Origin of the sequence: Streptomyces sp. NBC_01006 (assembly GCF_045162725.1) — a bacterium.
In the GTDB taxonomy this organism is placed as follows: domain Bacteria; phylum Actinomycetota; class Actinomycetes; order Streptomycetales; family Streptomycetaceae; genus Streptomyces.
Window position 1 is genome coordinate 6,576,850 of sequence record NZ_CP108700.1, and the last position, 22,631, is coordinate 6,599,480.

Annotated in this window: 21 protein-coding genes; 18 read left to right on the top strand and 3 right to left on the bottom strand. The window is 73.1% G+C overall.

Annotated features, from left to right (window positions below; translation table 11 throughout):
- Positions 1-168 precede the first annotated feature (168 nt).
- Genes OG509_RS29815 through OG509_RS29840 form a run of 6 tightly spaced genes read left to right on the top strand, consistent with a single transcriptional unit; the run spans position 169 to position 6,931 of the window.
- On the top strand, positions 169-1,269 hold the full coding sequence (locus tag OG509_RS29815) for a lipid II:glycine glycyltransferase FemX (RefSeq protein WP_406185667.1): 1,101 nt from the start codon (positions 169-171) through the stop codon (positions 1,267-1,269).
- Positions 1,266-2,945, top strand: coding sequence for a murein biosynthesis integral membrane protein MurJ (gene murJ, locus OG509_RS29820; RefSeq protein ID WP_406185668.1), 1,680 nt, complete (start codon positions 1,266-1,268; stop codon positions 2,943-2,945). The genes OG509_RS29815 and murJ overlap by 4 nt, the downstream gene beginning before the upstream one ends.
- 38 nt (positions 2,946-2,983) lie before the next feature.
- Complete coding sequence (locus OG509_RS29825) at positions 2,984-3,667, top strand: response regulator (protein WP_387291817.1); 684 nt, start codon at positions 2,984-2,986, stop codon at positions 3,665-3,667.
- A complete protein-coding gene (locus OG509_RS29830; RefSeq protein ID WP_406185669.1) occupies positions 3,664-5,106 on the top strand; it encodes an ATP-binding protein in 1,443 nt (480 codons plus the stop codon). Before OG509_RS29825 ends, OG509_RS29830 begins: the two co-directional genes overlap by 4 nt.
- The gene (locus tag OG509_RS29835) at positions 5,103-5,615 is read left to right on the top strand and encodes a hypothetical protein (RefSeq protein WP_406185670.1); all 513 of its coding nucleotides are present in this window, start codon (positions 5,103-5,105) and stop codon (positions 5,613-5,615) included. Before OG509_RS29830 ends, OG509_RS29835 begins: the two co-directional genes overlap by 4 nt.
- A gap of 44 nt (positions 5,616-5,659) precedes the next feature.
- Entirely contained in the window at positions 5,660-6,931 is a 1,272-nt protein-coding gene (locus OG509_RS29840; protein ID WP_406185671.1) for a cytochrome P450, read from the top strand.
- Here the strand turns inward: OG509_RS29840 and OG509_RS29845 are convergent.
- Positions 6,891-7,616 carry a hypothetical protein gene (locus OG509_RS29845; RefSeq protein ID WP_406185673.1) on the bottom strand — a complete coding sequence of 242 codons (726 nt, stop codon included), beginning with the start codon at positions 7,614-7,616 and terminating at the stop codon, positions 6,891-6,893. The genes OG509_RS29840 and OG509_RS29845 overlap by 41 nt on opposite strands.
- A 102-nt stretch (positions 7,617-7,718) precedes the next feature.
- On the opposite strand from OG509_RS29845, the gene ggt reads away from it, so the two are divergent.
- A complete protein-coding gene (gene ggt / locus OG509_RS29850) occupies positions 7,719-9,515 on the top strand; it encodes a gamma-glutamyltransferase (protein WP_406185675.1) in 1,797 nt (598 codons plus the stop codon).
- A gap of 15 nt (positions 9,516-9,530) precedes the next feature.
- On the opposite strand, the gene map is transcribed toward ggt, so the two are convergent.
- Positions 9,531-10,298 (bottom strand): type I methionyl aminopeptidase, encoded by a 768-nt coding sequence (gene map, locus OG509_RS29855; RefSeq protein WP_406185677.1) that lies wholly within the window; start codon positions 10,296-10,298, stop codon positions 9,531-9,533.
- Positions 10,299-10,362: 64 nt separating this feature from the next.
- Between map and OG509_RS29860 the strand changes: the two genes are divergently transcribed.
- The 8 genes from OG509_RS29860 (at position 10,363) to OG509_RS29895 (ending at position 19,186) form a co-directional block, all read left to right on the top strand.
- Positions 10,363-10,614, top strand: a complete 252-nt coding sequence (locus tag OG509_RS29860; RefSeq protein WP_030155225.1) for a helix-turn-helix domain-containing protein — start codon at positions 10,363-10,365, stop codon at positions 10,612-10,614.
- A 315-nt stretch (positions 10,615-10,929) separates the two neighbouring features.
- On the top strand, positions 10,930-11,310 hold the full coding sequence (locus OG509_RS29865) for a PPOX class F420-dependent oxidoreductase (protein WP_387292805.1): 381 nt from the start codon (positions 10,930-10,932) through the stop codon (positions 11,308-11,310).
- 46 nt (positions 11,311-11,356) lie between these two features.
- Complete coding sequence (locus OG509_RS29870) at positions 11,357-12,934, top strand: hypothetical protein (RefSeq protein ID WP_406185679.1); 1,578 nt, start codon at positions 11,357-11,359, stop codon at positions 12,932-12,934.
- A gap of 151 nt (positions 12,935-13,085) precedes the next feature.
- Positions 13,086-13,928, top strand: coding sequence for a nitrilase-related carbon-nitrogen hydrolase (locus tag OG509_RS29875; protein ID WP_406185681.1), 843 nt, complete (start codon positions 13,086-13,088; stop codon positions 13,926-13,928).
- On the top strand, positions 13,925-15,220 hold the full coding sequence (locus OG509_RS29880; RefSeq protein WP_406185683.1) for an aspartate aminotransferase family protein: 1,296 nt from the start codon (positions 13,925-13,927) through the stop codon (positions 15,218-15,220). The genes OG509_RS29875 and OG509_RS29880 overlap by 4 nt, the downstream gene beginning before the upstream one ends.
- Before the next feature lie 16 nt (positions 15,221-15,236).
- A complete protein-coding gene (gene hydA, locus OG509_RS29885; RefSeq protein WP_406185685.1) occupies positions 15,237-16,637 on the top strand; it encodes a dihydropyrimidinase in 1,401 nt (466 codons plus the stop codon).
- Between the two features lie 9 nt (positions 16,638-16,646).
- The gene (locus tag OG509_RS29890; RefSeq protein ID WP_406185686.1) at positions 16,647-17,648 is read left to right on the top strand and encodes a TIGR03842 family LLM class F420-dependent oxidoreductase; all 1,002 of its coding nucleotides are present in this window, start codon (positions 16,647-16,649) and stop codon (positions 17,646-17,648) included.
- 35 nt (positions 17,649-17,683) lie between these two features.
- Positions 17,684-19,186 carry an NCS1 family nucleobase:cation symporter-1 gene (locus tag OG509_RS29895; protein WP_406185687.1) on the top strand — a complete coding sequence of 501 codons (1,503 nt, stop codon included), beginning with the start codon at positions 17,684-17,686 and terminating at the stop codon, positions 19,184-19,186.
- Here OG509_RS29895 and OG509_RS29900 read toward each other — a convergent pair.
- The gene (locus tag OG509_RS29900; RefSeq protein ID WP_406185689.1) at positions 19,155-19,631 is read right to left on the bottom strand and encodes a hypothetical protein; all 477 of its coding nucleotides are present in this window, start codon (positions 19,629-19,631) and stop codon (positions 19,155-19,157) included. The genes OG509_RS29895 and OG509_RS29900 overlap by 32 nt on opposite strands.
- Positions 19,632-19,762: 131 nt before the next feature.
- Between OG509_RS29900 and OG509_RS29905 the strand changes: the two genes are divergently transcribed.
- The 3 genes from OG509_RS29905 to OG509_RS29915 all read left to right on the top strand — a co-directional run bounded on the left by OG509_RS29905 (position 19,763) and on the right by OG509_RS29915 (position 22,615).
- Complete coding sequence (locus tag OG509_RS29905) at positions 19,763-20,587, top strand: inositol monophosphatase family protein (RefSeq protein ID WP_406185690.1); 825 nt, start codon at positions 19,763-19,765, stop codon at positions 20,585-20,587.
- A gap of 97 nt (positions 20,588-20,684) precedes the next feature.
- Positions 20,685-22,103: a phytoene desaturase family protein gene (locus OG509_RS29910; RefSeq protein ID WP_406185691.1), complete on the top strand. Its 1,419-nt coding sequence runs from the start codon at positions 20,685-20,687 to the stop codon at positions 22,101-22,103.
- Positions 22,103-22,615: an O-acetyl-ADP-ribose deacetylase gene (locus tag OG509_RS29915; RefSeq protein WP_385591397.1), complete on the top strand. Its 513-nt coding sequence runs from the start codon at positions 22,103-22,105 to the stop codon at positions 22,613-22,615. The genes OG509_RS29910 and OG509_RS29915 overlap by 1 nt, the downstream gene beginning before the upstream one ends.
- Positions 22,616-22,631: the final 16 nt, after the last annotated feature.

The following is a 22,631-nucleotide window of genomic DNA, read 5'->3' on the forward strand; positions in this document are numbered from 1 at the left end:
GTCATCGTCCGGTCACAATCGCCGCGCACGTCGGTCACGGGTCCCTGTGAGAGTCCTGTGTGTCCCGCATCCCCGGACGTACAGGAAGGCCGATTCACCGTGTGCGCACTGCTCGTGACCCCCGCCCAGCGACACCAGTACCCGGAGCGGGAGCTGAGTGTGCGTCCGATGTCCGTACCGGAATACCAGGGCTTCCTTTCGCGGAACCGGAACGCGAGCTTTCTCCAGTACCCGTCCTGGGCCGAGGTAAAGGACCTTTGGCGCTCGGAAAGGGTCGGATGGCACTACCCCGACGGGCAAATAGCCGGTGCCGGGCTGGTCCTCTACCGCCAATTCCCCGGCACCCGCAAATACTTCGCGTACCTCCCCGAAGGCCCGGTCGCCGACTGGTCCGACCCGCACATCGACCGATGGCTGGACCCCCTCAAGCGGCATCTGCGCGCGGCCGGCGCCTTCGCCGTCCGCATGGGGCCCACGCCCGCCTACCGCCGCTGGGACGCCGCCGCCGTCAAGTCCGCCACCGGAGCGGGCCGGCAGGTCTCCGACGTGCTCGCCACCGAGGTCGACCCGGTCGGCGCCGCCCTCGCCGACCGGCTGCGCACCCGCGGCTGGAAGCGCTGCGGCGGTGAGGACGACGGCGACGCCCAGCCCCGCCACGTCTTCCGCGTACCACTCGCAGGCCGCTCCCGCGACGAGTTGTGGTCCGGCCTCAACCAGGAGTGGCGGCGCAACGTCCGCAAGGCCGAGAAGGCAGGCGTACAGACCGTCCTCGGCACCGCCGCCGACCTGCCCGAGTTCTACCGGCTGCTGCGCATCACCGAGGAGCGCGACGGCTTCCGGCTCGGCCGCTCGCTCGCGTACTACCAGCAGCAGTACGAGGTCCTCAACGCCGAGGCGCCCGGCCGGATGCGCCTCTACCTGGGCATCCACCAGGGCGAGATCCTCGCCGCACACACCATGATCGTGGCCGGGAACCGGGTTTGGTACCAGACCGGCGCCTCCGCCGACCACCGCCGCGAGGTCCGCCCCAGCAACGCGCTCCAGTGGCGGATGATGTGCGACGCCCACGACCTCGGAGCCGACGAATACGACATGCGCGGGGTACCCTCCACCCTTGACCCCGACGAACGTTCTTTCGGGCTGCTGCGCTGGAAGCTCGGCACCGGCGGGCAGGTCGTCGAAACGCTCGGCGAGTGGGAGACCCCCATGGACGGATACGCCAACACGGCGCTCCACAAGGCATTCCAGGCCTACCTGGCCCGCCGGTGACCACCACCGACACCAGACCGGCCACCGGCCCCTCCGCCGAAGGCGCCGCCGACGCGGCACCGGGGAAGAGCTCGGTGCTGCGCAGCGGCGCCCTCATGGCGGCGGGCTCGATCGTCTCCCGCGCCACCGGATTCGTCCGCTCCGCCGTCGTCGTCGCCGCGCTCGGCACCGGGCTGCTCGGCGACAGCTACGCCGTCTCCAACACCGTCCCGAACATCCTCTACATGCTGCTCATCGGCGGCGCGCTCAACGCGGTCTTCGTACCGGAGCTTGTCCGGGCCGCGAAGGAGCACCAGGACGGCGGGGCCGCCTACACCGACCGGCTGCTCACCGCCTGCACCGCGGCGCTCGTCGCACTGACGGCCGTCGCCGTGCTGGCCGCGCCGCTGATCGTCTCCGCTTACACCCCGTACACCGGCGGCCAGGCGAGCACCACCGTTGCCCTGGCCCGGTACTGCCTGCCGCAGATCCTCTTCTACGGGCTGTTCACCCTGCTCGGCCAGGTGCTGAACGCCCGCGGCCGGTTCGGCGCGATGATGTGGACCCCGGTCCTCAACAACATCGTGATCATCGGCGTCTTCGGGCTCTTCCTGTACCTCTCCCACGACGCGCCGGATGGCCTGACGGCCGGCGAGACCCGCCTCCTGGGCCTCGGCACCACCGCCGGCATCGTCATCCAGGCCCTCGCGCTGGTCCCCTCGCTGCGCGCCGCCCGCTTCCGCTGGCGCCCCCGCTTCGACTGGCGCGGCCAGGGCCTCGCCCGCCCGCTGCGCAACGCGGGCTGGCTGGTCATGCTCGTGCTCACCAACCAGATCAGCTACTGGGTGGTGACCCGGCTCTCCACCACCACGGGCCGGCACGCCGTAGAGGCCGGTCTTGCCGGCGGCGCCGGATACACCGCCTACAGCAACGCCTACCAGCTGTGGATCGTCCCGCAGGGCATCATCACCGTCTCCCTCGTGACCGCCCTGATGCCCCGGATGAGTTCCGCCGCCGCAGACGGAGACCTCGGCGCGGTCCGCCGCGACGTGTCGTACGCGCTGCGCTCCAGCGCCGCCCTCGTGGTTCCCGCCGCCGCCCTCTTCACGGCCCTCGCCCCCTGGGTGATGGGCGGTGTCTTCGGGTACGGGCGCACCGGCGCCGCCGACATCGAGGTGATGGCCGGCATGCTCATGGCCTTCGCACCGGGACTGATCGCCTTCTCCGGCCAGTACGTCCTCTCGCGCGGGTTCTATGCCCTCTCCGACACCCGGACCCCGTTCTTCCTGAACCTCGTCATCGCCGGCCTGTGGGCCGCGCTGTCGGTCGCGGCGTACCTGCTGCTGCCCCCGCGCTGGGCGGTCACCGGCATGGCCGGCGCCTACTCCGTCGCCCTGTTCGCGGGCCTCGCGGTGACCGCGTACACCCTCGCGCGGCGGCTCGGCCCGCGCACGGGGACCCGTACGCAGCGCCGCGCCACCGCGGTCCGCACCCACCTGCGGCTGCTGGCCGCCTGCCTGCCCGGGGCCGCCGCCGCTTACGCGGCCGCCCGGGCCGCCGAGGGCCTCGGCGACTTCGCCGCCGTCGGCGCGGGAACCGCCGCGCTCGCGCTCGTCGTCGTCCTCCTCGCCAAGCCGCTCGGCCTCACCGAAATCACCGACCTGCTGGACTCCCTGCGGCGCAAGACCAGCCGTTAGCGGGAGATGAAGCCCCGAACCACTTGGACACTGACCCGATGCCACGCGTACTGCTGATCGAGGACGACCCTTCCATCCGCGAAGGAGTGGGCCTCGGCCTGCGCCGACGCGGCCACGAGGTGAGCGCCGCCGAAACCGGCGAGGCGGGCCTCGCGCTGATGGGGACCTTCCTTCCGGAGCTGGTCCTGCTCGACCTCATGCTGCCCGGGATGAACGGCGTGCAGGTGTGCCGCCGCATCCGCGAGACCAGCCAGCTCCCGATCATCATGCTGACCGCCCGCGGCGACGACTTCGACATAGTCGTCGGCCTCGAAGCCGGCGCCGACGACTACATCGTCAAGCCCGCCCGCACCGAGGTCATCGAGGCCCGCATCAAGGCCGTGCTGCGCCGCCTCGGCGCCCCGGCGGGCAGCCGCCCCGAGGTCGAGTTCCACGGCGAGCTCGCCATCGACCGGGCCGGACTGACCGTCGCCAAGAACGGCGAGCGCGTCCCCCTCGCCCCCAGCGAGATCAAACTCCTGTTGCACCTGTCCGCCTCGCCCGAGCAGGTCTTCTCCCGCCAGCAGCTCCTGGAGTACGTCTGGGACCACAGCTACCACGCCGACGCCCGGCTCGTGGACGCTTGCGTACGGCGGCTGCGCACCAAGGTCGAGGACCCCGACGGCAGCCCCCGCTACATCCAGACCGTGCGGGGCTTCGGCTACCGCTTCGGCCCGCTGTGAGGCGCATCGCGCCGCTCGGGCTGCGCACCCGGCTGATCGCGGCCTTCCTGCTGGTCGCCGCGATCAGCGCGGTGACCACGGCCACGCTGACCTACCAGCAGGCCCGCACGGCCGTCCTCAAGCAGAGCCAGGACACCGCGGTCAGCACCCTGCGCGACCAGGTCGAGAACCTGCCCCTCGATCTGCCGCTGGACCAGGCGCAGCTCCAGCGCATCGTCACCGACCTGGGGAAGAGGGGCAAGCCGAACCCCTGGAACGTCTTCGGCGAGTACGGCACCCTGCGGGCCTCCAGCACCAGCGCGCCCACCTCCACCGTGGTCACCGAGGAGCTCCGCCGCCAGCTGACGGCCCATCCGCACGCCGCCTTCCAACGGGTGACCGACCCCTCGGGCACCCCGTACCTCGCCGTCGGCATGTCGGCCGTCTGGCTCCACAACGACGTCCGGGAACCCACCGGCCTGGTCATCTTCGCGACGATGCGCCTGGCGACCGAGGGGAAGACGGTCGACGCCATGGTCGAGGCCGCCAAGCGCGGCGCCGTCCCCGGCCTCGCCATCGCGGTCATCCCCGCCCTGCTCGCCGCGCGCAGCGTGCTGCGCCCCGTACGCGACATGCGCCGGGCCGCCCAGCGGCTCGGCCGCGGCCGCCTCGACACGCGGATCGAGGTCCGCGGCTCGGACGAGCTCGCCGGACTCGCCCGCACCTTCAACGAGACGGCCGTCGCACTCGAACAGTCGGTGAACGAACTGCGGGAGGCCGAGGTCCGGGCCCGCCGCTTCGCCTCCGACGTCTCCCACGAACTGCGTACCCCGCTGGCCGGGATGCTCGCCGTCACCGAGGTCCTGGACGAGGAGGCCGAACGCCTCGACCGCGACACGGCGTCCGCCCTGCGGCTGGTCAGCGCCGAGACCGGCAAGCTCGCCGTCCTCGTCGAGGACCTCATGGAGATCTCCCGCTTCGACGCCCGCGCGGCCGAGCTCAACCTCGACGACGTGGACGTGGCCGAGGCCGTGCGCAAGACCGTCGAGCGCCGCCACTGGGACGACGAGCGGGTGGTCATGGACCTGCCGCGGCAGGTCCGCGCCCGGCTCGACCCGCGCCGCTTCGACGTGGTCCTCGCCAACCTCGTCGGCAACGCCCTCAAGCACGGCGGCGCCCCGGTCCGCGTCGGCGTGCGCACGGGGGAGCGGCCCGACGGCCCCCGGCTGCTGATCGAAGTCGCCGACAGCGGGCCCGGTATCGCCCCCGAGGTGCTGCCGCACATCTTCGACCGGTTCTTCAAGGCCGACGCCGCCCGTACCCGGTCCGCGGGCAGCGGCCTCGGCCTCGCCATCACCCTGGAGAACGTCCGGCTGCACGGTGGCACCCTGCACGCCGCGAACGGCCCCGCCCGGGGAGCGGTGTTCACGCTCGACATGCCCCTGGAGGCAGACGCATGACCCGGCGGATGCGGACGGCCGTGGCCGCCGTCGCGGCCCTGCTGCCGGGCGCACTGCTGCTCAACGGCTGCGGGATCAAGCCCACCGGGGTCATCGAGAGCGGAGCCGCCGCGAAGGTGGTCGTGCCCGGGCCCGGGGCGAAGGGGACGGTGTACTTCGTGGCCTCCGACGGGCGGCTATTCCCCGTACCCGACCGGCACCAGCCCTCGACGTCGGAGAGTTCGCTCCTCATACAACTGCTCATCGGCCCCACCGAGACGGAGAGGGCCGCGGGCCTGGAGACCCGGCTGCCCGCGCTGGACATCAAGAATCAGGGCGCCAGCGCCGGGACGAAGATGCTGTCGGACGACACCATCGGGGTCGGCGTGCCGTTCAAGGTCTCCACCCTCTCCGAGACGGCCCGCCGGCAGCTGGTGTGCACGGTGGCCTCCACCGATCCGAAGTACCAGGTGGTCCTGCTCGGCCCGGACGCCGACATCGGCCCAGCCCGCTGCGACCTCGGCAGCTGATCCTCCCCTTGCGGCTGGGCCGGTGCGCCCGCCACCGTGGCCCCATGGACCCCGCCGCGTACGTGCCCGACGTGTTCGACCCCCGGATCTACGGCGCCGGGATCCCGTACGAGAGCTACCGGCTGCTGCGCGAGCACCACCCGGTGGCCCGGCAGGAGGAGCCGGAGATCGCCGGCTGGCCCGCAGGCCCCGGATTCCGGGCGGTCACCCGGCACGCCGACGTGGTCCGGGTGCTGCGCGACCACACCACGTACTCCTCCTGGCTGGGCGCCACCCAGATCCGCGATCCAGACCCGGCGGACCTGCCGTTCCTGCGGCGCACCATGCTCAACCAGGATCCGCGGCGCGGTGCGGGCGACCACGGGCGGCTGCGCCGGCTGGTCTCCCGCGCCTTCACCCCCGCCCGCGTCGACGCCTTCGCCGGCCGGGTCCGCGAGCGGGCCCGTACGCTGCTGGCCGCCGCCCGGGACGGCGCCGAGGACGGCGCCGCCGACCTGGTCCGCACGGTCACCGACGAGTACGCGCTGCTCAACCTGACCGACCTGCTGGGCGTTCCGGCCGCCGACCGGGGCCTGCTGCTGGAGTGGACCGTACGGGTCATCGGCTACCAGGATCCCGAGGACGCGCCCGCGCCCCGGCTCGGCCCCGACGGCGAGCCCCTCGACCCGCGCTCCCCGGCCCTGCTCGGCGAGATGTTCTCGTACGCCCGGGAACTGGCCGCCCACAAGCGCGCGCACCCCGGCGACGACGTGATGACCGCGCTCGCCGAGGCCGGACTGGACCCGGCCGAGCTGGAGATGTTCTTCTTCCTGCTCACCGTCGCGGGCAACGACACCGTACGCAGCGCAGCCCCCGGTGGCCTGCTGGCCCTGGCCGGTGACCCGGACGCGTACCGGCAGCTCGCCGACGGCCGGGTCCCGGTGCACACCGCGGTCGACGAACTGCTGCGCGTCCACCCGCCGGTGCTCAGCTTCCGCCGCACCGCCGCCGTCGACACCGAGCTCGCCGGGCAGCCGATCCGCGCCGGGGACAAGGTGGTGGTCTTCCACGCCTCCGCCAACCACGACGAGCGCGTCTTCACCGACCCCGGGCGCCTCGACCTCGGCCGGACGCCCAACCCGCACGTCTCCTTCGGCGACGGACCGCACGTCTGCCTCGGCGCCCACTTCGCCCGGCTCCAGCTGCGCGTGCTCTACGAGGAGTGGCGCGCGGCCATGCCGGCCCCCGAACTCGCGGGCGAGCCACGGCGGTTGGTGTCGAACTTCATCAACGGGATCACGCGGCTGCCGCTGCGGGTGTCCGGGCCTGCCGGGTGACGTCCGCCAGCAGTTCGACCACGTCCGGGCCGTAGGCATCGGAGTTGTTGACCTTCAGCACCACGCAGAAGGAGTCCCCGCGGTAGCGGCGCGCCAGGTCTTGGTGGTGGCGCGCCAGGAAGCGGGCGCCCGCCTGGTTGCTGATCGCGGTCTGCCCGGAGACCAGGAACACCGGGCGGCTGCCCGGCCCGGTCGTCAGCCGGGCCAGCAGCACGTGGTCGATCTGGCCCTTCTGCCAGCGGTACGTCTCCTCGCCGACCCGGATCGCACCGCGGTCCGGACCCGGTTCGGTCGACAGGTCGACCCGGATGCCCGGCAGCATGGACGCCAGATGGGCCGCCGTCCGCGCGTTGGACACCGGGCCGCCCACGCAGAACTCGGCGCGCTCCCCGAAGCCCTGGCGGACGGAGTCGTGGGAGACGATCTGGAGATTGGCCCCGCAGTCCTTGATCAGGGCGGATATCTCCAGCAGCGCGAAGGCGTCGTTGCGGTGCACCGACCCCTCCGTACCGCCCATCTGCCGGTTGACCACGAAAAGGCAGTCGGAGCCGGTGGGCAGGCCGAAGAAGGCCTGCTTGCGGCGCAGCGTACGGCGCCACAGGTAGGTCCGGGTGAACCAGCCGAAGCCGCCGCTGATCGCGGTGGCCGCCACCCCGAGCACGATGTTGCGCACGTCGTCGTTCATGCGGCGGATGGTAGCCGTCCCCGCGCGCTCCTGACGTGGGGGGTGCGGTGAAGTTACAGTGCGGGACCTGGCTCTGACCGGCCGTCGACTGGGAGGTTCGGGATGCGTCGTCCCGCCGTTCGTCCGTTAGCGCTCGTCGCCCTCGCCGGGGCGCTCGTCTCCACCGGGGCCGCCGCCCCGCCCACCGCCCCCGCCCCGCCCAAGGTGCCCGTCGCCGCCGGGTACGGCGGTGCCGTCGCGAGCGTCGACGCCGACGCCTCGGCCGCGGGCATCGCCGTCCTGCGCTCCGGCGGCAACGCCGTGGACGCGGCCGTCGCCACCGCCGCCGCGCTCGGGGTCACCGAGCCCTACTCCGCCGGCATCGGCGGAGGCGGCTACTTCGTCTACTACGACGCCGACTCCCGCCGGGTGCAGACCATCGACGGCCGCGAGACCGCGCCCGCGACGGCGACGGAGGGCCTGTTCCAGGAGAACGGCGTCCCCATCCCCTTCGAGCAGGGCCAGACCAGCGGCCGCAGCGTCGGCGTCCCCGGCACCCCGGCCACCTGGAAGAGCGCCCTGGACGCCTGGGGCAGCCGCTCCCTCGGCCAGCTCCTGAAGCCCGCCGAGAAACTGGCGCGCGACGGGTTCACGGTCGATACGACGTTCCGGGCCCAGACCGAGCTCAACCGGGACCGCTTCAAGGACTTCCCGGACACCGCGAAGCTGTTCCTGCCCGGCGGGGACCTCCCGGTGGTCGGCTCCACCTTCAAGAACCCCGACCTGGCCGCCACGTACGCCGAACTCGGCCGCAAGGGCACCGGGGCGCTCTACCGGGGTCCGATCGGCGAGGACATCGTCCGGGCCGTCCGTAAACCCCCCGTGGACCCGGCTGCCACCCGGATCGTCCGCTCCGGCGACCTGAGCACCGGCGACCTGCGCGCGTACGGGACCAAGCGGCAGGCCCCGACGCAGGTGGGCTACCGGGGCCTCGACGTGTACGGCATCGCGCCGTCCTCCTCGGGCGGCACCACCGTCGGCGAGGCGCTCAACATCCTTGAGCGCACCGACCTGTCGAAGCTGTCCGAGACCCAGTACCTGCACCGGTTCATCGAGGCCTCGCGGATCTCCTTCGCCGACCGAGGCCGCTGGGTCGGCGACCCGGCCGCCGAGGACGTGCCGACGCGGGAACTGCTCTCGCAGCGGTTCGCCGACTCGCGCGGCTGCCTGATCGCCCCGGACCGTACGCTGACCAGCCCGCTGGCCCCCGGCGATCCGCGCCACCCGGCGGCCTGCGGCGGCTCCGGCCAGGCCGCCCCGACCACGTACGAGGGGGAGAACACCACGCACCTGACGGTCGCCGACCGCTGGGGCAACGTCGTCTCGTACACCCTGACCATCGAGTCCACCGGCGGTAGCGCGATCACCGTCCCGGGCCGCGGGTTCCTCCTCAACAACGAGCTGACCGACTTCTCCTTCGCCCCGGCGGCCCCCGGGGTCCCGGACCCGAACCTGCCCGGCCCCGGCAAGCGGCCGCGCTCGTCCATGTCCCCGACCATCGTGCTGGAGCACGGGCGGCCGGTGCTCGCGGTGGGTTCCCCGGGCGGCGCCACCATCATCACCACCGTCCTGCAGACCCTGATCGGGCATCTGGACCGGGGCCTTCCGCTGGTCGACGCCATCGCGGCGCCGCGGGCCAGCCAGCGCAACCAGACCACCACCGAGCTGGAGCCGGGCCTGTGGAACAGTCCGCTGCGTGCCGAGCTGGAGGCGCTGGGCCAGGCCTTCCGGCAGAACCCGGAGATCGGCGCGGCGACCGGGGTCCAGCGGCTCCCGGACGGGCGCTGGCTGGCCGCGGCCGAGACCACCCGGCGGGGCGGGGGCTCGGCGATGGTGGTCCACCCGTACGGGAAGCCGTAGGGCAAGGCCCAGGGCTCAGAGGGCGGTGAGGATCCTCGGGCCGTCGGCGGTGATCGCGACCGTGTGCTCCGTGTGCGCGGCGCGGCTGCCGTCGAGGGTCCGCAGGGTCCAGCCGTCCGCGTCGCACCGGTAGTGGTCCCCGCCGCCCGCGATCAGCATCGGCTCGATCGCGAGGACCATGCCGGGGCGCAGCTGCATACCGCGCCCCGGCCGGCCCTCGTTGGGCACGCCCGGGTCCTCGTGCATGCTGCGGCCCACGCCGTGGCCGCCGAAGTCCTCCATGATCCCGTACCCGGCGGAGCGGCAGACCGTGCCGATGGCGTACGCGATGTCGCCGATCCGGTTGCCCGGCCGCGCGGCGGCGATGCCGGCCGCGAGGGCCGCCTCGGCGGTCTCGATCAGCCGCACGTCGGCGGGGCGGGGCCGGCCGACGGTGAAGCTGATCGCCGCGTCCCCGACCCAGCCGCCCAGCTTCGCCCCGCAGTCGATGCTGACCAGGTCCCCGTCGCGGAGCCGGTAGCCGTCGGGGATGCCGTGCACGATCGCGTCGTTGACCGAGGCGCAGATCACCCCGGGGAAGGGCACCGGCGCGAAGTGCGGCCGGTAGCCGAGGAACGGCGAGCTCGCGCCGGCCTCGGCCAGTACCGCGCGGGCCGCCTCGTCCAGGTCCAGCAGGGACACCCCGACCCGCGCCGCCTGCCGTGCGGCGGCCAGGGCGTGGGCGACGACCCGGCCCGGGGCGCGCATCGCGTTGATCGATTCTTCTGTCTTCAGTTCCACCATGCCAATAACTATACCGGTATAACTTTAACGGGATAGTTATTGGGGGAAGCGGTAGGATGGGGGCATGGTCCGTACCCCTCTCACCCCCGAAGAGCGCGAGCGCGGCGAGCGCCTCGGCGCGTTGCTGCGCGAGGCCCGCGGTGTCCGCAGCATGGTCGAGGTCGCGGCGAGCGCCGGGCTGTCCGCCGAAACCCTCCGCAAGATCGAGACCGGCCGCGCGCCGACCCCGGCCTTCTTCACCGTGGCCGCCCTCGCCGAGGCGCTCGGGCTGTCCCTGGACGATGTGCTGCGCCGCTGCGCGTTCGTGCCGGCCTGATCGGTAAGCCGCCTCCTCGGTCTGACGCTCCGTCGGGGCCGCCCGAAGTCCTGCCGGGTCGCGGACCTGCGGTTCCTTTAGGGCGGGGCCGGCGGGCCGAACGGCCCAATCGGCGGTGGGGGCGGGCGGGAGCGGGGCAAGCGTGAAGGCGTGTCGACCTCGAACGCTTCCCAACGACTCGGTTTCGCACTCCTCGGCGCCCTGCTGGCGGCCGGTCTGCTGCTTGCCGCGTGCCCGGCGCCGGAGGGCCGGGCGTCCGCCGGGGTTCCGGATCCGCGGCCTGCCGCGCCCCGGGGGCCGTCGTAGGCTCCGGGGATGACTCTCGACGAGCTGAACCAGGGCAAGTACGTCAGCCTCACCACGTTCCGCAAGGACGGCACGCCCGTCGCGACGCCGGTGTGGGCCGTGGCCGACGGGGGCGAGCTGTACGTGTGGACGCGCAGCGACTCCTGGAAGGTGAAGCGGATCCGCAACAACGGGCGGGTCACGGTCCGTGCCTGCGACGTGCGGGGGCGGGTCGCCGAGGGGGCGGCCGAGCTGGAGGGCGAGGCGCGGTTGCTGGACGAGGCGGGGCTGACGCGGGTGCGGAAGCTGATGTCGCGGAAGTACACGTGGCAGTTCTGGGCCGTGGACGTGCCGGCCGCGTTGGTCCGGCGCGGGAAGCGTCCGCACACCGCGATCGCCGTCAAGCTTTGAGACTCCCGTAGCCCGCCCGTAACACCGGTGAGATGCAATGCGGGGCATGGAGACCGCGACTTCGCAGGCGATCGGTCAACTCTCGGGCTACTTGCGCGGGTTGATGCAGAGACTCGATCCGGGGACGGGGTGGTACGGGGAGTTCCTGCGCCGGGATCCGCAGGGCCTGCGGGCCTGCCTGGACGGGGCCGCGATGCCGCCGTGGGACGTGGTGGAGTCGCTGCTCGGCGACCTCGCGGGGATCAGGGGCGCCGAGCTCGCGGCGCGGGAGCGGGAGTACGCGGCCCGGCTGCGCACCGCGGCGGTCGCGGTGTGGGACAGGCTGCCGGGCGGCGCGGAGGAGCTGCGGACCCTGCTGGCGGCGGCCACCGACCAGCGCTCCGTCTCGGAGGCGGCGGCCCGCACCCTGACGGCCCGCCTGGCCGCGGCTCCGGACCCGGCGGAGGCGGAGACCCTGACCCGGGAACTGGCCTGGATCCAGGACGACACCGCCAGGGCCGCCTCCCGCCACGAAGACCTCATGACCCGCCTCAGGGCCCTGGAGGCCCCGGCCCACCCGGCGCCGTCCCGTCCGGACCCCGCCCCGCCCGAGCCGGGGTGGTCCGGCGGCCCGGCGCCCGCCGGGGCCGAACCGCCGGCCGGGGCGTGGGCCGGGGTGGGGGAGGGCGGGCCGGTGTCCGAGGTGCCGCGGCAGCGGCAGGCGGGGGAGGTGCGGACCGAGCCGCCCGTCGGACGGGCCGAGGGCCGGTGGCTGCGCGGGGCGCGGCGGGCCGGCGGGGCCCGGTACGCGGGCGCCCCGGCCCCGGCCCCCGTACCCTTCACCCCACCGCCCGGCCACCCGGCCGAGGCCGCCGCCGCACCCCGCGGCGCCCGGTTCGCCCACTCCGAGCCCGAGCCCGACCCCGAGCCTCACCCCGCAGCCGAGCCTCACCCCGCAGCCGAGCCCCCCGCTCCCCGCCGGTCCCGCTCCGGAACGATCGGCCGCCCCCGCTTCACCCCACCCGAGCCGGAGCACCTCGCCCCGGCGGAGCCGGAGAGCCGGCCCGCCGCCCCCGGGTGGGATTTACAGGCCGACGCGCCCGCGGCGTACGGGCCACGCCCCGGCGGGATCGCCGCGGTGATCGGGGAGTTGCTGGGGCTGCGGGCCCAGGAGCGGGGCGGAGAGGCCCACGCGCTGCTGTGCGAGGCCGCCGCGTGGCCCGCCGCGTGGCTGCCCGGGCTCGCCGAAGAGCTGGTCCGCGCCGGGCTCGGGGCGGACTGGGCCACGCTGCTCTGGGAGGCGGCCTCGCTCCCGCCCGAGCGGCTCGCCGCAGCGGCCGCGGCCCTCGGCCAAGCCGGCCGGCACGCCGACTGTGAGGCCCTGCTGCGCCAGGGCGCGGCCCGCCCCGCCGCCGAGATCGCCGACGCCGCCCTGGCCCTGGCCGGGGACGGCCGGACCCGCGAGGCCGACGCCCTGCTCGGCGCCTTCGTCAAGGTCCGTACCGCCGAGGAGGCGGTCCGCCTGGCCCGCCGTGATCCGCAGTGGTTCACCCCCCGGCTGCTCAGGGCAGCCGAGGCCCTCTCCGGCACGCACCACCGTGACCTCGTACACGCCCTGCGGGTTGCGAAACCGCCCGTCCAATGAGCGGATTCGACCATCCGTTGTCATTACTTGATCGACTCACCCAACCGCGCACGGCGGTCTTGCCCCGCGGTGTGACGCGGCCTACGTTCTACTCCCTACGCACACCGTCTACGTGCGTAGAACTCGGCGTTCCCGTCGCGAGGAGCAGCTCATGGCCCAAGTCGTCCGCGCCGCACTCGTCCAGGCCACCTGGACCGGAGACACCGAGTCGATGATCGCCAAGCACGAGGAGCACGCCCGGCGGGCCGCCGCCGACGGCGCCAAGATCATCGGCTTCCAGGAAGTGTTCAACGCCCCCTACTTCTGCCAGGTCCAGGAACCCGAGCACTACCGCTGGGCCGAGCCCGTCCCCGACGGCCCCACCGTCCAGCGGATGCAGGCGCTCGCCCGCGAGACCGGCATGGTCATCGTCGTACCGGTCTTCGAGCTGGAGTCCGAGGGCTTCTACTACAACACCGCCGCCGTCATCGACGCCGACGGCAGTTACCTCGGCAAGTACCGCAAACACCACATCCCCCAGGTCAAGGGCTTCTGGGAGAAGTACTACTTCCGCCCGGGCAACCTCGGCTGGCCCGTCTTCGACACCGCCGTCGGCCGCATCGGCGTCTACATCTGCTACGACCGCCACTTCCCCGAGGGCTGGCGCGCGCTGGGCCTGGCCGGAGCCCAGCTCGTCTTCAACCCGTCCGCCACCTCCCGAAGCCTGTCCTCCTACCTCTGGCAGCTGGAACAGCCCGCCGCCGCCGTCGCCAACGAGTACTTCATCGCCGCGATCAACCGCGTCGGCCAGGAGGAGTACGGCGACAACGACTTCTACGGCACCAGCTACTTCGTCGACCCCCGCGGCCAGTTCGTCGGCGAGACCGCCAGCGGCAAGGAGGAGGAACTCCTCGTCCGCGACCTCGACTTCGACCTGATCAAGCAGGTCCGCGACCAGTGGGCCTTCTACCGCGACCGCCGTCCCGACGCCTACGGAGGGCTCGTTCAGCCGTGACCAACCCGATCCCCCTGCACAGCCGCCACCAGGCCGTACTGCCCGACTGGCTCGCGCTCTACTACGACCGCCCCATCGAGCTCACGCACGGCGAGGGCCGCCACGTCTGGGACGCCGACGGCAACCGCTACCTCGACTTCTTCGGCGGCATCCTCACCACGATGACCGCGCACGCCCTGCCCGAGGTCACCAAGGCCGTCTCCGAACAGGCCGGACGGCTCATCCACTCCTCCACCCTGTACCTCAACCGCCCGATGATCGAGCTGGCCGAGCGGATCGCCGCCCTGTCCGGCATCCCCGAGGCGCGGGTCTTCTTCACCACCTCCGGCACCGAGGCCAACGACACCGCCCTGCTGCTGGCGACGGCGTACCGCCGCTCCAACCAGATCCTGGCGATGCGCAACAGCTACCACGGCCGGTCCTTCTCGACCGTCTCCATCACCGGCAACCGCGGCTGGTCCCCGACCAGCCTCTCGCCGCTCCAGACGTACTACGTCCACGGCGCCGTCCGCACCCGCGGCCCCTTCGCGCACCTCGACGACACCGCCTTCACCGCGGCCGCCGTCGCCGACCTCGAAGACGTGCTCGGCCAGGCCCGCGGCGGAGTCGCCGCCCTGATCGCCGAGCCGATCCAGGGCGTCGGCGGGTTCACCGCCCCGCCCGACGGGCTGTACGGGGCCTTCCGCGAGGTCCTCGACCGGCACGGCATCCTCTGGATCAGCGACGAGGTGCAGACCGGCTGGGGCCGCACCGGCGACAACTTCTGGGGCTGGCAGGCCCACGGCCGCAGCGGCCCGCCGGACATCCTCACCTTCGCCAAGGGCATCGGCAACGGCATGTCCATCGGCGGGGTCGTGGCCCGCGCCGAGATCATGAACTGCATCGACACCAACTCCATCTCCACCTTCGGCGGCTCCCCGGTGACCATGGCGGCCGGCGTCGCCAACCTCGCGTACCTGCTGGAGCACGATCTCCAGGGCAACGCCCGCCGCGTCGGCGGACTGCTCCTGGAGCGGCTGCGCGCCATCGCCGCCACCGTGCCCGCCGTACGGGAGGTCCGCGGCCGGGGCCTGATGGCCGGCCTGGAGCTGACGAAGCCCGGCACCGACGAGGCCGACCCGGGCGCGGCCGCCGCCGTACTGGAGGCCGCCCGTGAAGGCGGCCTGCTGATCGGCAAGGGCGGCGGGCACGACACCAGCGTGCTGCGCATCGCGCCGCCGCTCTCCCTCACCGTCGCCGAGGCGGAAGAGGGCGCCGAGATCCTCGAACGGGCCCTGCACAGCATCGTGTGACCGGAAGGCGCCGCACATGTCCATCCGCACCCTCATCCGCGGCGGCCTCGTCATCACGGCCGCCGACGAGCTCCACGCCGACGTCCTGGTCGAGGACGGCCGCGTCGCCGCCCTCGCGGCCCACGGCTCGGCCGCCGCCGAAGCCTGGACGGCCGACCGTACGATCGACGCGAGCGGGAAGTACGTCATCCCCGGCGGGGTCGACGCCCACACCCACATGGAGCTGCCCTTCGGCGGGACCGCCGCCTCGGACACCTTCGAGACCGGAACCCGGGCCGCCGCCTGGGGCGGCACCACCACCATCGTCGACTTCGCCGTGCAGAGCATGGGCCAGGCGCTGCGCCAGGGGCTCGACACCTGGTACGACAAGGCCGACGGCAACTGCTCCATCGACTACGCCTTCCACATGATCCTCTCGGACGTCAACGAGGGGACCCTGAAGGAGATGGACCACCTGATCGGGGAGGGCGTCACCTCCTTCAAGCTGTTCATGGCCTACCCCGGGGTCTTCTACAGCGACGACGGGCAGATCCTGCGCGCCATGCAGCGGGCCTCCGGCAACGGCGGGCTGATCATGATGCACGCCGAGAACGGCATCGCGATCGACGTGCTCGTCGAACAGGCCCTGGCCCGGGGCGAGACCGACCCGCGCCACCACGGCGAGGTCCGCAAGGTCCTCCTCGAAGCGGAGGCCACCCACCGGGCGATCCAGCTCGCGCGCGTGGCCGGATCCCCGCTGTACGTGGTCCACGTCTCGGCGGAGGAGGCGCTGGCCGAGCTCGCCGCCGCCCGCGACAAGGGCCTGCCGGTGTTCGGCGAGACCTGCCCGCAGTACCTGTTCCTGTCCACCGACAACCTCGAAGAGCCGGATTTCCAGGGCGCCAAGTACGTCTGCTCCACCCCGCTGCGGCCGAAGGAGCACCAGGCCGCCCTCTGGCGGGGGCTGCGGACCAACGACCTCCAGGTGGTCTCCACCGACCACTGCCCGTTCTGCTTCCGGGGCCAGAAGGAGCTCGGCCGCGGCGACTTCTCCAAGATCCCGAACGGGCTGCCGGGGGTGGAGAACCGGATGGACCTCCTCCACCAGGCCGTCCTGGACGGACACATCAGCCGCCGCCGCTGGATCGAGATCGCCTGCGCGAGCCCGGCCCGCATGTTCGGCATCTACCCGCAGAAGGGCACCATCGCGCCGGGCTCCGACGCCGACATCGTCCTCTATGATCCGCACGCCGAGCAGGTCATCTCCGCCGAGACGCACCACATGAACGTGGACTACTCGGCGTACGAGGGCAAGCGGATCACCGGACGCGTCGACACCGTGCTCTCCCGCGGCGAACTCGTCATCGACCGGCGCGAGTACACGGGCCGGGCCGGCCACGGAGTGTACATCCCCCGCTCCACCTGCCAGTACCTCTAAGGAGCCGTGATGGACTTCGGCCTCGTCCTCCAGACCGACCCGCCCGCCTCCCGGGTCGTCAGCCTCATGAAGCGCGCCGAGCGCAACGGCTTCCGCTACGGCTGGACCTTCGACTCGGCGGTCCTGTGGCAGGAACCCTTCGTCATCTACAGCCAGATCCTCGCGAACACGCAGAAGCTGCACATCGGGCCGATGGTCACCAACCCCGGCACCCGCACCTGGGAGGTCACCGCCTCCACCTTCGCCACCCTCAACGACATGTACGGCAACCGCACCGTGTGCGGGATCGGCCGCGGAGACTCGGCGATGCGGGTCGCCGGGCGCAAACCGAACACCCTGGCCCGGCTGGGGGAGGCCATCGACGTCATCCGGGACCTCGCCGAGGGCCGGGAGGCCGAGGTCGACGGCAATCCGCTGCGGCTCCCGTGGGTGCGGGACGGGAAGCTCCCCGTCTGGATGGCCGCGTACGGGCCGAAGGCGCTCGCCCTGGCCGGCGAGAAGGCGGACGGGTTCATCCTCCAGCTCGCCGACCCCTACCTCACCGAGTGGATGGTCGGCTCCGTCCGGCAGGCCGCCGAACGGGCCGGGCGCGACCCGGACGCGCTCACCATCTGCGTCGCGGCGCCGGCGTACGTCGGCGAGGACCTGGCCCACGCCCGCGACCAGTGCCGCTGGTTCGGCGGGATGGTCGGCAACCACGTCGCCGATCTCGTCGGCCGCTACGGAGAACACTCCGGCATGGTGCCGGACGCCCTCACCGAGTACATCAAGGCCCGCGAGGGGTACGACTACAGCCACCACGGCCGCGCCGGGAACCCGTCCGCCGACTTCGTGCCCGACGAGATCGTGGACCGCTTCTGCCTGCTCGGCCCGCCCGAGGCCCACATCGAGAAGCTGCGGACCCTGCGCGACCTGGGCGTCGACCAGTTCGCCGTGTACGACATGCACGACGCACAGGAGGCCACCATCGACGCGTACGGGCAGCACGTCATCCCGGCGCTCGGATCCTGACCGAGATCCCCACCGACCCGAAGGGGCGTGCGCACATGCCGGACCACCCGATAGGCGCCACCGGGGACCGCGTCGAGCTCGCCCCCGGCGAGGTCCCCTCCGACGGCCGCTTCGCCAACCCCGACCTGCTCCCCGTACCGGTCGCGGACCGGCGCTGGACCACGTACAACTTCACGGCCCTGTGGGTCGGCATGGCGCACAACATCCCCTCCTGGCTGCTCGCCTCCGGGCTGGTGGCCCTGGGGATGGACTGGAAACAGGCCGTCTTCACCATCGCGCTGGCCAACATCATCGTGCTGGGGCCGATGCTGCTCACCGGGCACGCCGGCCCCAAGTACGGGATCCCGTTCCCGGTGCTGGCCCGGGCCTCCTTCGGGATGCGCGGGGCCAATCTGGCCGCGCTGATCCGGGCGGCCGTGGCCTGCGCCTGGTTCGGGATCCAGACCTGGATCGGCGGGTCCGGGATCTACGTCCTGCTCGGCAAGATCTTCGGCGGCTGGGCGGGAGCCGCGGAGATCGGCGGCGAGCCGTGGCCGCTGTGGCTGTGCTTCGCCCTCTTCTGGGTCCTCGAACTCGCCATCATCTACCGGGGGATGGAGGCCCTGCGGCGGTTCGAGAACTGGGCCGCGCCCTTCGTCATCGTCGGCGCGCTGGCCCTGCTCGTGTGGATCGGGGTGAAGGCGGGCGGCTTCGGCGAACTGCTCGACCAGCCCTCGCGGCTCGGCTGGGGCGCGGAGTTCTGGACGGTCTTCTTCCCCGCCCTCATGGGGATGATCGCCTTCTGGTCCACCCTCTCGCTCAACATCCCGGACTTCACGCGCTTCGGCGCCGGGCAGCGCTCCCAGATCCTCGGACAGACGCTCGGGCTGCCGACGACGATGACCCTCTTCGCGCTGCTGTCGGTGTTCGTCACCTCCGGCTCGGAGGCGGTGTACGGGGCCCCGATCTGGGACCCGGTGGAGCTGGTCGCCAAGACCGACAGCGTCTTCGGGCTGCTCTACGCCCTGGTCACGGTGCTCGTCGCGACGATCTCGGTGAACATCGCGGCCAACGTGGTCTCCCCGGCGTACGACCTGTCCAACCTGGCGCCCCGCCTGATCGACTTCCGCAGGGGCGCCCTGATCACGGGGGTCGTCGGCGTACTGATGATGCCGTGGAAGCTGACCTCCACCCCCGAGCTGTACATCTTCACCTGGCTCGGCCTGGTCGGCGGCCTGCTCGGCACGGTCGCCGGCATCCTCATCGCGGACTACTGGATCGTGCGGCGCACCCGGCTGTCGCTGCCCGACCTCTACCGGGCGGGCGGACCGTACTGGTACACGGGCGGCTGGAACATCCGGGCGCTGGCGGCCTTCGCGGTCGGCGGTGTGCTGGCCATCGGCGGCTCGCACTCGGCCCCCGGCAAGGGCCCCTTCCCCGAGGAAGGCCTGATCCCCTTCCTGAAGCCGCTCGCGGACTACGGCTGGGCGGTGGGCCTGGCGGCGTCCATGCTGCTCTACACGGCGCTCATGAACCGCCGACACCCCGCCCGCTCCTGACGCTCCGGCCCGGCGGATCCACCGCCTCGGCGAAGCGGAGGTCGAGGACGATCTCCTGCCACGTGCAGCAGTCGGCGGCCTCGACGGCGACCTCCGCGCCGCATCCGGCGCACGCGAGGTTCGGCCCGTCGGTGCCCATGGGCCCGCAACAGCCGATCCGCCGCCGCTCGATCGGCTCGACCCCGCGGATGTCCCCGGGGCTCACCACCACGGCCGTCCCCGGCCCGCGCGGCGCACTGCCCTGCGGACGCCCCTTCGGCGCGGGGCCCCAGGAGAACCGGTGCGGCTCCGGGTCGTAGGCGTACGTCCCGGGCGCCATCCGCGGCGGACACGGCTCGACGGGCGCCTCGTACGGGGCCCACGTCACGCTCTCCGGAGGGATCGGCACCTCCCGCACCGTGGTGGTCAGCTCGGTCCGGCAGCGCACACAGCGAAATACGGTCACCGCGCCATCGTCCGTCACGGGCCCGGCCCGCCGCATTGCCTTTCCCCGCGGCACCTGCAGTCCATCTGGAGGCCGTCTGGTGTACGTGACGACCGGTGGGGTTTGTCAGTCCGGCGTGGTGTGATGGGGGCATGATCGAAGAGTTCCTGGCCCGAGACCTGTCCGCAGTGGAAGAAGCGATCCGCAAGGCGGCGGCGGTCGAGATCATGCCGAGATTCCGGCAGCTCGCCGACCACGAGGTCGACCAGAAGACCGGTCCCCACGATCTGGTGACCGTCGCCGACCGCAAGGCCGAAGAGCACCTCACGGCCTCCCTGACGCACCTGCTGCCCGGCTCCGCCGTCGTCGGCGAGGAGGCGGTCCACGCCGATCCGACCGTGTACGGGGCGCTGCGCGCCGACGCGCCGGTCTGGATCGTCGACCCGGTGGACGGCACCCGGCAGTTCGTCGCCGGCGACGCGGCGTTCTGCACCCTGGTCGCCCTGGCCCACCGCGGCGAGATCCTCGCCTCCTGGACCTTCGCCCCGGCGCTGGAGGAGCTGGCGACCGCCGTGCGCGGGCAGGGCGCGTACGTCAACGGCGAGCGGATCCACAGCGGTTCGCCGGAGCCCGGCGCCGACCTGCGGATCGCGATGGCCCACCCGCTGTACACCTCCGACGAGGACAAGGCGACCCTGTCCCGGCTGGATGTGCCCGGGGTCGCGGCCCGGCCCTGCGGCTCCGCGGGGCTGGAGTACCTGAAGGTGGCCCGCGGCGAGATGGACGGCCTCGCCTTCACCTGGCCCTCGGCGTGGGACCACGCGGCCGGACTGCTGCTGGTCGCCGAGGCGGGCGGCGCGCAGAGCACCGTCGCCGGGGTCCCGTTCCGGGTGGACCGGGACAACGATCTGCCGTTCGCCGTGGGCCGCGACGAGGCCACCGCCATCCGGATCCGCGAGCTGCTGCGCGGCGCGTGAGCCGTTTCGTGCGGTCCGGCCGGGCGCGGGCGGGGACCCGTACGGACGGGGCGAATATCCTGGGAGCGCAGCCGCCGCCGGACGAAGGAGTCTCAAGGTGCCGTCGATTCTCGATGCGGTCGTGGTGGGGGCGGGGCCCAACGGGCTGACGGCCGCCGTCGAGCTGGCCCGGCGCGGCTTCTCGGTGGCCGTGTTCGAGGCCGGGGAGACGGTCGGCGGCGGGGCCCGCACCGAGGAGCTCACCCTCCCGGGCTTCCGGCACGACCCCTGCTCGGCCGTGCACCCGCTCGGCATCGGCTCGCCGGTCTTCTCCACCATGCCGCTGAAGCGGTACGGGCTGGAGTGGCTGCACGCCCCGCTGCCCATGGCGCACCCCTTCGACGACGGCACGGCCGCCGTGCTCTCCCGCTCCGTCTCCGAGACGGCGGCCTCCCTCGGACCGCGCGACGCCGGCACGTACCGGCGGCTGGTGCAGCCCTTCCTCGGTAAATGGGACACCCTGGTCCGGGACTTCATGTCCCTGCCCTCGACCGCCCTGCCCCGGGACCCGCTCACCCTGGCCCGCTTCGGGCTCGCCGGACTGCCGCCCTCCACCTGGCTGCTGAACCGGTTCCACGAGGAGCGGGCGCGGGCGCTGTTCGCCGGGCTCGTCGCGCACGTCATCGCCCCGCTGGGCGGGTTCGCCACGAGCGCCGTCGGCCTGGTCTTCGCCCTCGCCGCGCACGCCGGCGGCTGGCCCATGCCGCGCGGCGGCTCGCAGTCCATCTCGGACGCCCTCGCCGGGTACCTGCGCGACCTCGGCGGCACGGTCCACACCGGTTTCGAGGTCAAACGCCTCGACGACCTGCCGCCGGCCCGGGCGTACGTCTTCGACACCTCGCCGACCGCGCTGGCCCGGATCGCCCGGCTGGGGCGCGCGTACGACGGCTACAAGTACGGCGCCGCCGCCTTCAAGCTCGACTACGCCCTCTCCGGCCCCGTGCCCTGGACCGCCGAGGCCCCGCGCCGGGCCGGCACCGTCCAGATCGGCCCGCGCGCCCGAGACATCGACGCCGCCCTCCAGCTGGCCACCGGCGGGCGAGCCCCCCGCAACCCCTTCCTGATCACCGCCCAGCCCAGCCTGGTGGACCCCGGCCGGGCGCCCGAGGGCAAGCACGTGTTCTGGGCGTACGGGCACGTCCCCGCGGGCTGGGGCGGCGACCTCACCGACGCCGTCGAGCGGCAGATCGAGCGCTTCGCCCCCGGCTTCCGCGACCTGGTGCTGGCCCGCGCCACGGCCGGACCGCCGGAGCTGGCCGCCCGCAACCCCAACTACGTCGGCGGCGACATCGCCTGCGGCGCGGCCTCCGGGATCCAGCTGCTGCTGCGGCCCAAGCTGTCCCTGTTCCCGTACTCGACGGCCCACCCGGCCGTGTTCCTCTGCTCCTCCGCCACCCCGCCCGGCCCCGGAGTGCACGGCATGTCCGGGCACAACGCGGCCAAGGCGGTCTGGCGCCACCTGCGAAAGGCCCGCTGATGGTGCGCATCACCCTGGTCCAGGGCGACATCACCGCAGAGCACGCGGACGCGATCGTCAACGCGGCGAACTCCTCGCTGCTGGGCGGCGGGGGAGTGGACGGCGCCATCCACCGGCGCGGCGGCCCCGAGATCCTGGACGCCTGCCGGGCGCTGCGCGCCTCCCGGTACGGCAAGGGCCTGCCGACGGGCCGGGCCGTGGCCACGACGGCGGGCCGACTCCCGGCCGAGTGGGTGATCCACACGGTGGGCCCGGTCTGGTCCCGGGACGAGGACCGCTCGGCGCTGCTGGCCTCCTGCTACCGCGAGTCCCTGCGGGTCGCGGCCGAGCTGGGGGCCCGTACGGTCGCCTTCCCGGCGATCTCCACCGGCATCTTCGGCTGGCCGATGGACGACGGCGCCCGCATCGCCGTGGAGACGGCCCGGGCGGCCGCCGCGGCGCCCGTGGAGGAGGTCCGCTTCGTCCTCTTCGACGAGAAGGCGTACGCGGCCTTCGAGGCGGCCCTGGGGTAGGAGTCGTCCGGCCCCG

What these genes read in the sequence shown, in the direction of transcription:
- OG509_RS29815 (WP_406185667.1), top strand. Translation starts at nt 169, where the DNA reads ATGTCCGTACCGGAATACCAGGGCTTCCTTTCGCGGAACCGGAACGCG.
- OG509_RS29825 (WP_387291817.1), top strand. Translation starts at nt 2,984, where the DNA reads ATGCCACGCGTACTGCTGATCGAGGACGACCCTTCCATCCGCGAAGGA.
- OG509_RS29835 (WP_406185670.1), top strand. Translation starts at nt 5,103, where the DNA reads ATGACCCGGCGGATGCGGACGGCCGTGGCCGCCGTCGCGGCCCTGCTG.
- OG509_RS29840 (WP_406185671.1), top strand. Translation starts at nt 5,660, where the DNA reads ATGGACCCCGCCGCGTACGTGCCCGACGTGTTCGACCCCCGGATCTAC.
- OG509_RS29845 (WP_406185673.1), bottom strand. Translation starts at nt 7,616, where the DNA reads ATGAACGACGACGTGCGCAACATCGTGCTCGGGGTGGCGGCCACCGCG.
- ggt (WP_406185675.1), top strand. Translation starts at nt 7,719, where the DNA reads ATGCGTCGTCCCGCCGTTCGTCCGTTAGCGCTCGTCGCCCTCGCCGGG.
- map (WP_406185677.1), bottom strand. Translation starts at nt 10,298, where the DNA reads ATGGTGGAACTGAAGACAGAAGAATCGATCAACGCGATGCGCGCCCCG.
- OG509_RS29860 (WP_030155225.1), top strand. Translation starts at nt 10,363, where the DNA reads ATGGTCCGTACCCCTCTCACCCCCGAAGAGCGCGAGCGCGGCGAGCGC.
- OG509_RS29865 (WP_387292805.1), top strand. Translation starts at nt 10,930, where the DNA reads ATGACTCTCGACGAGCTGAACCAGGGCAAGTACGTCAGCCTCACCACG.
- OG509_RS29870 (WP_406185679.1), top strand. Translation starts at nt 11,357, where the DNA reads ATGGAGACCGCGACTTCGCAGGCGATCGGTCAACTCTCGGGCTACTTG.
- OG509_RS29875 (WP_406185681.1), top strand. Translation starts at nt 13,086, where the DNA reads ATGGCCCAAGTCGTCCGCGCCGCACTCGTCCAGGCCACCTGGACCGGA.
- hydA (WP_406185685.1), top strand. Translation starts at nt 15,237, where the DNA reads ATGTCCATCCGCACCCTCATCCGCGGCGGCCTCGTCATCACGGCCGCC.
- OG509_RS29890 (WP_406185686.1), top strand. Translation starts at nt 16,647, where the DNA reads ATGGACTTCGGCCTCGTCCTCCAGACCGACCCGCCCGCCTCCCGGGTC.
- OG509_RS29895 (WP_406185687.1), top strand. Translation starts at nt 17,684, where the DNA reads ATGCCGGACCACCCGATAGGCGCCACCGGGGACCGCGTCGAGCTCGCC.
- OG509_RS29905 (WP_406185690.1), top strand. Translation starts at nt 19,763, where the DNA reads ATGATCGAAGAGTTCCTGGCCCGAGACCTGTCCGCAGTGGAAGAAGCG.
- OG509_RS29915 (WP_385591397.1), top strand. Translation starts at nt 22,103, where the DNA reads ATGGTGCGCATCACCCTGGTCCAGGGCGACATCACCGCAGAGCACGCG.